This window comes from Streptomyces chiangmaiensis (assembly GCF_036281785.1).
Lineage (GTDB): Bacteria > Actinomycetota > Actinomycetes > Streptomycetales > Streptomycetaceae > Streptomyces > Streptomyces chiangmaiensis.
The window spans coordinates 41,159-52,717 of the sequence record NZ_JAYWVC010000004.1 but is presented as its reverse complement, the minus strand read 5'-3'; the positions used below and the strand labels follow the sequence as shown (position 1 = coordinate 52,717).

Sequence of the window (11,559 nt, the reverse complement as noted above, 5' to 3'; positions counted from 1 at the left end):
CCGTCGCCATGTGTCGGTCGGCCGCCCGCAGTTCATCTGTGCCGGCCGTCCCTCCGCTCACCGGTCGAAGTCGAGCTCCACTCGCTCCGTGACGGGATGCGACTGGCATGCCAGTACATATCCCGCGTCCGTCTCCTCCGGCTCCAGCGCGAAATTGCGATCCATGCGCACTTCGCCCGAGACCAGGAAGGCCCGGCAGGTCCCGCACACCCCGCCCTTGCAGGCGTAGGGCGCGTCGGGACGGTTGCGCAGCACCGTCTCCAGCAGTGACTCGCCGTCCTGCACCGGCCAGGTTCCGCCGCGTCCGTCGAGCCGGGCGGTCACCGTGCTGTGTGCAGGAGCCGGTACGGAGGGCGGGACCAGGGCCCCGGCGTCCACATGGAATATCTCCTCGTGGATGCGCGTCCGCGCCACCCCGAGCCCGCGCAGCACTCGCTCCGCCGACTGCACCAGCCCGAACGGTCCGCACAGGAACCAGCCGGCCACCTCGTCCACCGGCAGCAGCGCCGGCAGCAGCCCGGACAGCCGCTCCCGGTCCAGACGTCCGGACGGCAGTCCCGCCTGCTGTTCCTCCCGGGAGAGCACCGTGACCAGCTGGAACCTCTCTGGGAAGCGGTCCTTGAGGTCGGCGACCTCCTCCAGGAACATCGTCGAGGCGGACGTACGATCGCTGCGTATGAGGCAGAACCGAGCCCGCGGCTCCCGCGCCAGCAGTGTCGTCGCGATCGACAGCACGGGGGTGATCCCGCTGCCGCCCACCACCGCCGCGTACAGCCCGGGTGCGGGCTCCACCGTGAACCGCCCCGCCGGAGTCATCACCTCGAGTTCGTCGCCGACGGCGATCTCCTTGAGCGCGTACGTGGAGAAGGCACCGCCGTCGACCAGGCGTACTCCGACGCGGAGTGTGCGGGGCCCCTCGCCGTCCGGTGCCGGGGCGGGGGAGCAGATCGAGTAGGTGCGGCGAACCTCCGTGCCGTCCACGGTGCGGCGCAGGGCCAGGTGCTGGCCGGGGGCGTGCCGGTACTCCTCGCGCAGGGCGGGGGGCACGGTGAACGTCAGGGCCACGGAGTCGTCGGTCAGCCGGTCGACCGCGGCCACCGGGAGTAGGTGGAACCGGGCCATCACAACTCCTTGAAGTGGTCGAACGGCTCGCGGCAGGCCAGGCAGCGGCGCAGCGCCTTGCAGGCGGTGGACGAGAAGCGGCTCAGCAGTTCGGTCTCGGAGGATCCGCAGTGCGGGCAGTGCACGGGTTCGTCCTGCGGGTGGGGCGAGTCGGGGACCGTACGTGTCGGGCCCAGCTGCACGGGCACCGGACCGGCTGTTTCCCGGTGCCGTACGCGTGGGGGCGCTATCCCGAACTCCCGCAGCTTGCGGCGGCCCTCCTCGGAGATGTCGTCCGTGGACCAGGCGGGGGTGAGCACCGTGCGCACGACGACGTTCCGCACACCGTGTGCGTGCAGCACCCGCTCTATGTCCACGGACATCGCCTCGATGGCGGGGCATCCCGTGTATGTGGGGGTCAGCTCGACCTCCACCGTGTCCGCGCCGCGGACGTGGACGGCCCGCAGAACGCCCAGTTCCTCCAGGCTGAGCACGGGCAGCTCGGGGTCCGGGACCGAGCCGGCCAGCCGGCGCAGTTCTTCTTCGAGGGCGGTGGCGGTCACCATGTCGCACCCGGGTGACTGCGGTGCAGATGCTGCATCTCGGCGAGCATCCGCCCGAAGGATTCGGTGTGCAGGCCCTGCCGCCCGGCGCCGGCGGTCCACGCCCCGGACTGCGGTCCCTCGGGGACCTGAAGGGTGGCCCGGTGCAGGACATCGCTCACCGAGTCCAGCCAGGCGTCCTTCATACCCGTCCAGTCGACGTCCACACCGTCGATCGGCAGGAACATCTCACCCGTGAACCGCCACAGCGCCTCGCAGGCGCGTCCCATCCGCTCGTGGCTGAGGTCCGTGCCGTCGCCGAGTCGCAGCGTCCACTGCTCGGCGTGGTCCTGGTGGTAGGCGACCTCCTTGACCGCTTTGGCCGCGAGACCGGCGAACTCGCTCTGGCCCGCGGTCAGGTGGCTGTAAAGGAGGCGCTGGTAGGTGGAGAAGTACAGCAGGCGGGCAATGGTGTGGGCGAAGTCGCCGTTGGGCTGCTCCACCAGTTGCAGATTGCGGAAGGCACGCTCCTCACGGAGGTACGCGAGCTCGTCCTCGTCGCCCACCATCGACAGCAGCACCCGGGCCTGTCCGAGCAGGTCGAGGGCGATGTTGGCGAGCGCGACCTCCTCCTCGAGCACCGGCGCGAGGCCGGCCCACTCCCCCAGACGGTGTGACAGCACCAGGGCGTCGTCGCCGAGGGCCAGTGCGGCCGCGGTGTGCACGGTGGCGGTCACAGGTGCTTCACCCCCTCCGGGATCTCGTAGAACGTCGGGTGCCGGTACGGCTTGTCGGCGGCCGGCTCGAAGAACGGGTCCTTCTCGTCCGGCGAGGACGCCGTGATGGCGGACGACGGGACGACCCAGATGGAGACACCCTCACCGCGCCGGGTGTACAGGTCGCGCGCATTGCGCAGGGCCAGTTCGGCGTCCGGGGCGTGCAGGCTGCCAGCGTGGGTGTGTGAGAGGCCTCGGCGGGAGCGCACGAAGACCTCCCACAGGGGCCAGTCGGTGTTCGTCATGTGTGCGTCGCTCCCGTTCCGCCGTTGTGCTTCGCCGCGTGGGCCGCGGCCGCCTCCCGTACCCATGCGCCTTCGTCGTGCGCCTGCCTGCGCCGTGTTATCCGCTGCTCGTTGCAGGGGCCGTTGCCCTTGAGGACTTCCCAGAACTCGGTCCAGTCGATCGGGCCGAAGTCGTAGTGTCCCCGCTCCTCGTTCCATGTGAGTGCCGGGTCGGGGAGCGTGAGGCCCAGCGATTCGGCCTGCGGGACGCAGATGTCCACGAAGCGCTGGCGCAACTCGTCGTTCGAGTGCCGCTTGATCTTCCACGCCATCGACTGCGCGGAGTGTGCCGACTCGTCGTCGGGCGGGCCGAACATCATCAGGGACGGCCACCACCAGCGGTTCACCGCGTCCTGAGCCATCGCGTGCTGCTCGGGTGTTCCGCGGCTCAGGGCGAGCAGCAGCTCGTACCCCTGACGCTGGTGGAAGGACTCTTCCTTGCAGATACGGACCATGGCGCGCGCGTACGGGCCGTAGGAACAGCGGCACAGGGGCACTTGGTTGGTGATCGCCGCGCCGTCCACGAGCCAGCCGATGGCGCCGACGTCCGCCCACGTCAGCGTGGGGTAGTTGAAGATCGACGAGTACTTCTGCCGGCCACTGTGCAGCTTGTCGAGCAGCTCGTCGCGGCTTGTGCCGAGCGTTTCCGCCGCGCTGTACAGGTACAGGCCGTGGCCCGCCTCGTCCTGGACCTTGGCCATCAGGATCGCCTTGCGGCGCAGGGAGGGGGCGCGGGTGATCCAGTTGGCCTCCGGCTGCATGCCGATGATCTCGGAGTGCGCGTGCTGGGCGATCTGCCGGACCAGGGTGTCCCGGTAGGCGTCGGGCATCCAGTCGCGCGGCTCGATGCGCTCCTCGGCGGCGACGGCGGCGTCGAAGATGGCCTGGTAGGCCGCCGTGTCCGCCGGTGCCGTGCCGTCCGCCTGGGCCGTCCGGTGCGCTGCTGCTGTCGCCATGAGGTCCCCCTCGACCACTCCGTCTCCCGACCGATCGTTCGGTCCGTCGGATTCAATGGTGGGCCGAGGCGCCGTAGGGTGTCAACCGCTGTGGACAACCTCCGAGCCGGGGTCCGCCTGCTGTGTCCATTGGGGTGTGCGGTACGGGTGGGTCTGAGTACCGTTCCGGTGCACATGCCGCGTCGTGCTGCGAACGGGTGAGCGGCCCGTGCCGACAGCGGCAGGGCGCGGCACCAGGCAGGCGAGGCTCCGAAGACGGGGCGGGAAAGACGGGGCGGGATGGACGTGTACGACGAGGAACCGGAGGCCCGGCCGGACCAGCCGGGCGGTTCCGACGATCCGGGGTCACGCCCGCCCGAGGGCGCCGTGAGAGACCTGCCGGAGAACCCGTCGGCGGCCGAGGCCGCGCGGGCTTCGGACGCGGGCGGCCCGGACCCCGACGAGGCGGCCGAAGTCGCGCGGCCTGCAGAGAGGGGCGGTCCTGCCCCGGACGCGGCGGCCCCGCCCGGACGGCCGCCCACCCCCGTCGCCGATCCCGGTGACGCGGAGCCGGCCGCATGTCGTCGCGGTATGGCCGCCCTCTCCCAGCGGTACCAGATCGCCGCCGCTGTGGCGCTCGCGGTCGTCGCCGTCGCCGCCTGTGTGCACCTCGGGATGGTGTTCCTGCACGTCGCGCCGTCGAACACCGTCACCAAGAAGCACGGCAAGGCGATCGACGCATGGATCTATCCCGAGTTCGAGCAGAACTGGAAGCTCTTCGCCCCCAATCCGCTGCAGCAGAACATCGACGTCCAGGTCCGCGCCGAGGTGCTCACATCGGACGGCAGTGTGCGGACGACCGGCTGGTACGACCTGTCCGCGCTGGACGGCGCCGCCATCCACGGCAATCTGCTGCCGAGCCACACCCAGCAGAACGAACTGCGCCGCGCCTGGGACTTCTACCTCGCCTCGCACGACGGCGAGAACCGGCCCTCGGGCCTGCGCGGGGCTCTGTCCGAGAACTATGTACGCCGCCTGGTCGTGCTGCGCCTCGGCCGTGAGCACGCGGTCCGTCGCGGCGAGACCCTCGCACGCGTCCAGGTCCGCTCCCGCACCACCAATGTGCCGCCCCCCGAGTGGAGCGGAGAGCAGGTGTCCCCAACGCCCGTCTACCGTGAGCTGCCCTGGTGGTCGGTGCCGGAAGGGCAGCAGACGGGGGCGAGCACCTGATGAGCCGGCTCACTCCTGCCCTCTCGCGCGGCATCGGCCGCGTCACCGAGGCCGCCCTCGGTCCCTATCAGACAGCGGTCGTTCGCATCGGCTTCTCGGCCACCTGGCTGCTTTTCCTGCTGCGCGAGTTCCCTCACCGACAGGAGATGTACGGACCGGACGGACCGTGGAGCTGGGACCTGGCCCGGCAACTCATCGCGAGCAACCACGCCTTCACCGTCTTGATGTGGTCCGACAGCCGGGCGTGGCTCGAGGCCGTGTACGCCCTCGCGCTGCTCTCGAGCGCCCTGCTGCTGGTCGGCTGGCGCACCCGCGCGATGTCCGTGCTGTTCATGGTCGGTGTGCTCTCGCTCCAGAACCGCAGCGTCTTCATGGGCGACGGCGGTGACAACGTCATCCACCTGATGGCGATCTACCTGGTGTTCACCCGCTGCGGGCAGGTGTGGTCACTGGACGAGCGACGCGTACGGCGGGCCCGGGCGGCACGCGCGCGTGGGGAGTCCCCGGCGCCCGACCGGGCGGGCCCTGTTCTGTGGTGCGTGCTCGGTATCGCGCTGGCCGTGGCGACGGGCGCGGGCCACCTGGGCCTCGACTGGCTCGTCGTGTTCTGGGTGCTGTGGGCCGTCCACGGGCTGTGGTGGTACGTCGGCAGGCGTGCGCTGCACTCCGAGCCGCGCATCCTGCTGGACGTGATCGCCAACGTCGTCCACAACGCCGCCCTGCTCGTGATCATGGCCGAGGCGTGTCTGATCTACTCGACCGCCGGCTGGTACAAGATCCAGGGTTCCCGCTGGCAGGACGGCACCGCGGTCTACTATCCGCTCCACCTGGACTACTTCTCGCCCTGGCCCGCCCTGTCGGAGCTGATGTCCTCGCACGGCGCCGCAGTGCTGCTGGTGACGTACGGAACGGTCGCCGTGCAGGTCGCCTTCCCGTTCACCCTGCTCAACCGGCGCGCGAAGAATGTCCTGCTGACGTTGATGATGACCGAGCACACGGTGATCGCAGTGGTCCTCGGACTGCCTTTCTTCTCGCTCGCCATGATCGCCGCCGATGCCGTGTTCCTGCCGACGTCCTTCCTGCGGCAGCTGGGCGCATGGACGGCTCGCCTACGCGGACGGTTCGTTCCCAGGGGTCTGGCCCGCCTCACGCTGCCCGGTCCGCGCGGGGAGAAGCAGCCCACCGAGGAGGCGTCCGAGCACACGCCGGCCGGCTCGCGGGCGTGAGCCGCACATCGGCGGAGCCGCGTGACGGGCGAGCCGTGCCCGTGCCGTGCGGCCCGCCCCACCGCGCAGCCGGCCGCCTGTGATCCGCGCGAGGCCGTCCGGCCCGCGCCGCACGTAGGCTGCAGGGCATGACGGATCCGTCCCGCGGTGCTACCGCCCTGCTGAGCACCTGGCACAGGCTCGCCGCCACCTCCGTGCTGCTCGACGGCTTCCACGCGCTCAAACACGCGGTGCGGTTCCGTGCGTGCGTCCCGGTGGCCGTCACCACCGACCGGCGGGCGGCGCTCGCCCTCGCTGACGAGCTGGCTCCCGATGTGCGCGACACCCTGGACGCGCTCCTGTCGGAGGTCCCGGAGGACACCTACCGGGCACTCGTACCGCGCCCGCACCCCACCGGGGTCGCCGCTCTCGCCGAGCGTCCCTCGCGCGAGGCCGACCTGGAGATCCTCAGGCGCACACCCCGCAGCGCACCCGTGGTCGTTCTCGACAACCCCCGCAACCTGGGCAACACGGGCGCGGTGATCCGGCTCGCGGCCGGATTCGGCGCGACCGGCGTGGTCACGACCGGCACGCTCGACCCGTGGCATCCGACGGTGGTCCGGGGCGGAGCCGGGCTGCACTTCGCGACCACCGTGGAACGGCTGACCGTGGCCGAGCTGCCGCCCGGCCCGCTGTTCGCGCTGGACCCGGAGGGCGAGGACATTCGCGGGCTGAAGCTCCCCGACGACGCCGTCCTCGCCTTCGGCTCCGAGCGCACCGGTCTGTCCGCCGAGATCCGCGCCCGCACGGACCACCTGGTGGCCCTGCCGATGCGCCCCCAGGTCTCCAGCTACAACCTCGCGACCAGCGTGGCCATGACGCTGTACCACTGGAGCGCCACCGGGGGCGCACCCGCCTGAGCCGGTCCTACGCCTCCCGGCGCACCTCCACCACGCGGAAGCGGTTCGCCACGAACGCGCCGTCGCACAGGGCCGAGTTGGCTGCCGGGTTGCCGCCCGAGCCGTGGAAGTCGGAGAAGGCGGCCGTCTGGTTGACGTACACCCCGCCGGTCAGATTGAGCGAGAGCTGGGCGCACTCCTCCAGACAGGCTTCCTCGACGGCCTGTTCCACCTCTTCGGAGGCGGTGTACGCGCCGACGGTCATGGCGCCCTTGTCCCTGATGGTGCGCCGCAGCAGCTCCACCGCGTCCGCCGCCGAGTCGACGGCGACCGCGAAGGCGACCGGGCCGAAGCACTCGCTCATGTAAGCGGCCTCAGCGTCCGGCTTGGCGCCGTCGAGCTTCACGATCACCGGCGTACGGACGACCGCGCCCGGGAACTCCGGGTTGGTGATCTCCCGCGAGGCCAGAGCGACCTCGCCGAGGCCGGCGGCCGCCTCGAGGCGGGCCTTGACGTCGGGGTTCACGATCGCGCCGAGCAGGGCGTTCGCGCGGGCGTCGTCGCCGAGCAGGCCGCCCACCGACCGCGCGAGATCGGCGACCACCTCGTCGTACGACTTCGGGCCCTCGTCGGTGGTGATGCCGTCCCGGGGGATCAGCAGGTTCTGCGGGGTGGTGCACATCTGGCCGCTGTACAGGGACAGGGAGAACGCCAGGTTCGACAGCATCCCCTTGTAGTTGTCCGTCGACTCCACGATCACCGTGTTGACGCCGGCCTTCTCCGTGTAGACCTGCGCCTGACGGGCGTTGGTCTCCAGCCAGTCGCCGAACGCCGTGGAGCCCGTGTAGTCGATGATCCGGATCTCCGGGCGGACGGCCAGCGTCTTGGCGATGCCCTCGCCGGGGCGCTCGGCGGCCAGGGCGACCAGGTTCGGGTCGAAGCCCGCCTCGGCGAGCACCTGCCGGGCCACCTGCACGGTGAGCGCGAGCGGCAGCACTGCGCGCGGGTGGGGCTTCACCAGGACCGCGTTGCCCGTGGCCAGGGACGCGAACAGACCCGGGTAGCCGTTCCACGTCGGGAAGGTGTTGCAGCCGATGACCAGCGCGGTGCCGCGCGGGACGGGCAGATACGTCTTCGTGAGCGCCAGCGGGTCACGCTTGCCCTGGGGCTTGGTCCACTCAGCGGTGTCCGGTGTGCGGATCTGCTCCACGTAGGCGTAGGCGACCGCTTCCAGGCCGCGGTCCTGCGCGTGCGGGCCGCCCGCCTGGAACGCCATCATGAAGGCCTGGCCGCTGGTGTGCATGACGGCGTGCGCGAACTCGTGCGTCCGGTCGCTGATGCGCTTGAGGATCTCCAGGCACACGACCGCGCGCGTCTCCGCGCCGGCGTCGCGCCACGCCTTCTGGCCCGCGCGCATGGCGGGCAGCAGGACGTCGATGTCAGCGTGGGGGTAGGTGATCCCCAACTCGATTCCGTACGGCGACACTTCCGCGCCCGTCCAGTCGTCCGTGCCGGGCTGGCCGAGGTCGAGGCGGGTGTTCAGGAGGGCGTCGAAGGCGGCCTTGCCCGCCGCTGCGTCCAGGCTGTCGCCCTCGCCGTAGGCCTTGGGGTGCTCGGGGTGCGGGGACCAGTACGCGCGCGTGCGGATCGCTTCCAGCGCCTGGTCGAGAGTGGGCCGATGCTGGGCGATCAGCTGGTGCGCGGTGAGTTCGGCGGCCATGCGGGACCAACTCCTCGTCTCTTGAGCTCTTCCTTGAACTCATGACCTGGGCAGGAACAGGCGGACAGAGTTAGAGTAACCGAACGATCGGTCGGGACAAGGGGGACCGCCGCATCTGTGGAAAACACCGTGCGGGAGGATCGCGCACATGACAGCACTCGACCTCAGCAGCCCCGTGGCCGTCGTGGGCACCGGCACCATGGGCCAGGGCATCGCCCAGGTCGCGCTGGCCGCGGGCCATCGCGTACAGCTGTACGACGCCGTCCCGGGCCGCGCCCACGAGGCGGCGGCCGCGATCGGCGCCCGCCTCGACCGGCTCGTCGAGAAGGACCGGCTCACCGGTGCCGAGCGGGACGCGGCCCGCGCCCGCCTGCTGCCCACCGACAGCCTGGAGGGGCTGGCACGCTGTTCGCTCGTCGTCGAGGCGGCGCTGGAGCGCCTCGAGGTCAAGCAGCAGCTGTTCCGGGAGCTGGAGGACATCGTCGGCGACGACTGCCTGCTCGCCACCAATACCTCGTCCCTGTCCGTGACCGCCATCGGCGGCGCCCTGCGCAACGCGGGCCGCTTCGTCGGCCTGCACTTCTTCAACCCCGCCCCGCTGCTGCCGCTCGTGGAGGTCGTCTCCGGGTGCGCCACCGACGTCACCTCGGCCACACGCGCCTACGAGACGGCCCGCGCCTGGGGCAAGACACCGGTCGCCTGCGCGGACACCCCCGGCTTCATCGTCAACCGCATCGCGCGGCCCTTCTACGCGGAGGCGTTCGCGGTCTACGAGGCGCAGGCCGCCGACCCCGCCACGATCGACGCGGTGCTGCGCGAGTCCGGCGGCTTCCGCATGGGCGCCTTCGAGCTGACCGACCTCATCGGGCAGGACGTCAACGAGTCCGTCACCCGCTCCGTGTGGGAGTCCTTCTTCCAGGACGTGCGCTTCACACCGTCGCTGGCCCAGCGGCGGCTGGTCGAGTCGGGCCGGCTCGGCCGCAAGAGCGGACAGGGCTGGTACGACTACGCGGACGGAGCGGAGCGGCCCGAGCCGCACACCGCGGAGAAGGCCCGACCACCCGCGTACGTCTTCGCCGAGGGCGACCTGGGGCCCGCCTCCGAACTGCCGGCACTGATACGTGAGGCGGGCATCGGCGTCCGCGAGGACGACGAGGACCACGGCACCCGCCTCGTGCTGCCGAGCGGAGGCCAGCTGGCCCTCGCCGACGGGCAGACCTCCGTCGAGTTCCGTGACGTCGTCTACTTCGACCTGGCACTGGACTACCGCAGCGCTACCCGGATCGCCCTGTCCGCCTCCCAGGACACCTCTCCGCAGACCCTCGCGGAGGCCACCGGACTCTTCCAGGCGCTCGGCAAGGACGTCAGCGTGATCGGTGACGTGCCCGGCATGATCGTCGCCCGCACGGTGGCCCGGATCGTCGACCTGGCGCACGACGCGGTCGCCAAGGGCGTGGCCACCGAGGAGGACATCGACACCGCGATGCGCCTCGGCGTCAACTACCCCCTCGGGCCGTTCGAATGGAGCCGCCGGCTCGGCCGCAGCTGGGCCTACGACCTCCTGGACGACCTGCACATGCGGGACCCCTGCGGACGCTACGCCCCGTCCCTCGCGCTCTACCGCCACGCGTACGCATCCGAGAAGCGGGAGGGCACCTCATGACCACCGCCAAACGCGACACGTACACCCCGGAGAGTCTGCTCTCCGTCGCGGTGCAGGTCTTCAACGAGCGGGGCTACGACGGCACCTCCATGGAGCACCTCTCCAAGGCGGCGGGCATCTCCAAATCGTCGATCTACCACCACGTCGCGGGCAAGGAGGAGCTGCTGCGGCGCGCCGTCAGCCGGGCGCTGGACGGTCTCTTCGGGATCCTCGACGAGGAGCGCGCGCGCGTGGGGCGCGCCGTGGTGCGGCTGGAGTACGTCGTACGGCGGATGGTCGAGGTGCTCACGGCCGAACTGCCCTATGTGACGCTGCTCCTGCGGGTGCGCGGCAACACCGGCACCGAGCGGTGGGCGCTTGAGCGGCGCCGTGAGTTCGACCACCGGGTCGCCGAGCTGCTCAAGGCCGCGGCCGCCGACGGGGACGTCCGCGGCGACGTGGAGGTGCGGCTCGCGACGCGGCTCGTCTTCGGGATGATCAACTCGATCGTGGAGTGGTACCGGCCGGAGGGGCGTGGCATGGGCGAGCAGGAAGTCGCCGACGCCGTCGTGCAGTTGGTCTTCTCCGGGCTGTGCAAGGACAGCTGAGGACCGCCGGGGCGGGCCCTGCGCAGGTCAGCGGTCCGGCTCCAGGTCCTCCTCCTCGAACACCAGCAGCGTGCGCGTGCTGAGCACCTCGGGGATCGCCTGGAGCCGTGTGAGGACCAGTTCGCGCAGCGCCCTGTTGTCGGGCGTGTGCACCAGCAGCAGTACGTCGAAGTCGCCGCCCACCAGGGCGATGTGGGAGGCGCCCGGCAGCATGCGCAGCTGCTCGCGGACCGTGCGCCAGGAGTTCTGCACGATTTTGAGGGTGATGTACGCCGAGGTGCTGTGGCCGGCGCGTTCGTGGTTCACCCGGGCACCGAAGCCACGGATCACGCCGTTGTCGATGAGCCTGTTGATCCGGGCGTAGGCATTGGCGCGCGAGACGTGGACGCGCTCGGCGACCGATCGTATCGAGGCGCGGCCGTCCGACTGGAGGATCTGAAGGATGTCGCGGTCGATGGCGTCGAGAAGGCGTGGAACAGACAGTGAGGGGCCGTGCTCCGGCGGCTCGGCCATTTGTTCAGGTGCCATGCGCCCCCGCCTCTCTACCATGGACGTACTGCGTACATCTCAGGTTGTGGAGAACCGTTTGTCCACAGCCTGGAGGCGCCTGTAGCCAA

The 11,559-nt window shown here is 70.8% G+C and carries 12 protein-coding genes; 5 read left to right on the top strand and 7 right to left on the bottom strand.

Annotated elements, in window-relative coordinates:
* Nucleotides 1-57: 57 nt before the first annotated feature.
* The 5 genes from VXC91_RS02530 to paaA are packed head-to-tail and all read right to left on the bottom strand — an operon-like array spanning nt 58 to nt 3,659.
* Nucleotides 58-1,122: a 2Fe-2S iron-sulfur cluster-binding protein gene (locus VXC91_RS02530; protein WP_329504729.1), complete on the bottom strand. Its 1,065-nt coding sequence runs from the start codon at nt 1,120-1,122 to the stop codon at nt 58-60.
* Nucleotides 1,122-1,667: a 1,2-phenylacetyl-CoA epoxidase subunit PaaD gene (gene paaD, locus VXC91_RS02525; protein WP_329504728.1), complete on the bottom strand. Its 546-nt coding sequence runs from the start codon at nt 1,665-1,667 to the stop codon at nt 1,122-1,124. Before paaD ends, VXC91_RS02530 begins: the two co-directional genes overlap by 1 nt.
* Complete coding sequence (gene paaC / locus VXC91_RS02520; RefSeq protein ID WP_329504727.1) at nt 1,661-2,380, bottom strand: 1,2-phenylacetyl-CoA epoxidase subunit PaaC; 720 nt, start codon at nt 2,378-2,380, stop codon at nt 1,661-1,663. Before paaC ends, paaD begins: the two co-directional genes overlap by 7 nt.
* On the bottom strand, nt 2,377-2,664 hold the full coding sequence (paaB, locus tag VXC91_RS02515; RefSeq protein WP_073944895.1) for a 1,2-phenylacetyl-CoA epoxidase subunit PaaB: 288 nt from the start codon (nt 2,662-2,664) through the stop codon (nt 2,377-2,379). Before paaB ends, paaC begins: the two co-directional genes overlap by 4 nt.
* Complete coding sequence (gene paaA / locus VXC91_RS02510) at nt 2,661-3,659, bottom strand: 1,2-phenylacetyl-CoA epoxidase subunit PaaA (protein WP_329504724.1); 999 nt, start codon at nt 3,657-3,659, stop codon at nt 2,661-2,663. The genes paaB and paaA overlap by 4 nt, the downstream gene beginning before the upstream one ends.
* Nucleotides 3,660-3,938: 279 nt before the next feature.
* Here paaA and VXC91_RS02505 point away from each other — a divergent pair, with 279 nt between their 5' ends.
* The 3 genes from VXC91_RS02505 to VXC91_RS02495 all read left to right on the top strand — a co-directional run bounded on the left by VXC91_RS02505 (nt 3,939) and on the right by VXC91_RS02495 (nt 6,993).
* Nucleotides 3,939-4,868 carry a DUF5819 family protein gene (locus VXC91_RS02505; RefSeq protein WP_329504723.1) on the top strand — a complete coding sequence of 310 codons (930 nt, stop codon included), beginning with the start codon at nt 3,939-3,941 and terminating at the stop codon, nt 4,866-4,868.
* Nucleotides 4,868-6,094 carry an HTTM domain-containing protein gene (locus tag VXC91_RS02500; protein WP_329504722.1) on the top strand — a complete coding sequence of 409 codons (1,227 nt, stop codon included), beginning with the start codon at nt 4,868-4,870 and terminating at the stop codon, nt 6,092-6,094. Before VXC91_RS02505 ends, VXC91_RS02500 begins: the two co-directional genes overlap by 1 nt.
* A 128-nt stretch (nt 6,095-6,222) precedes the next feature.
* Nucleotides 6,223-6,993: a TrmH family RNA methyltransferase gene (locus VXC91_RS02495; RefSeq protein WP_329504721.1), complete on the top strand. Its 771-nt coding sequence runs from the start codon at nt 6,223-6,225 to the stop codon at nt 6,991-6,993.
* 7 nt (nt 6,994-7,000) lie between these two features.
* Here the strand turns inward: VXC91_RS02495 and paaN are convergent, their stop codons facing one another.
* Nucleotides 7,001-8,692 carry a phenylacetic acid degradation protein PaaN gene (gene paaN, locus VXC91_RS02490; protein ID WP_329504720.1) on the bottom strand — a complete coding sequence of 564 codons (1,692 nt, stop codon included), beginning with the start codon at nt 8,690-8,692 and terminating at the stop codon, nt 7,001-7,003.
* A gap of 148 nt (nt 8,693-8,840) precedes the next feature.
* Here paaN and VXC91_RS02485 point away from each other — a divergent pair, with 148 nt between their 5' ends.
* Nucleotides 8,841-10,355, top strand: coding sequence for a 3-hydroxyacyl-CoA dehydrogenase (locus VXC91_RS02485; protein ID WP_329504719.1), 1,515 nt, complete (start codon nt 8,841-8,843; stop codon nt 10,353-10,355).
* Nucleotides 10,352-10,942 carry a TetR/AcrR family transcriptional regulator gene (locus tag VXC91_RS02480; protein WP_329504718.1) on the top strand — a complete coding sequence of 197 codons (591 nt, stop codon included), beginning with the start codon at nt 10,352-10,354 and terminating at the stop codon, nt 10,940-10,942. Before VXC91_RS02485 ends, VXC91_RS02480 begins: the two co-directional genes overlap by 4 nt.
* A 27-nt stretch (nt 10,943-10,969) precedes the next feature.
* Here the strand turns inward: VXC91_RS02480 and VXC91_RS02475 are convergent, their stop codons facing one another.
* A complete protein-coding gene (locus VXC91_RS02475; RefSeq protein ID WP_329504823.1) occupies nt 10,970-11,455 on the bottom strand; it encodes an Lrp/AsnC family transcriptional regulator in 486 nt (161 codons plus the stop codon).
* Between the last annotated feature and the right edge of the window lie 104 nt (nt 11,456-11,559).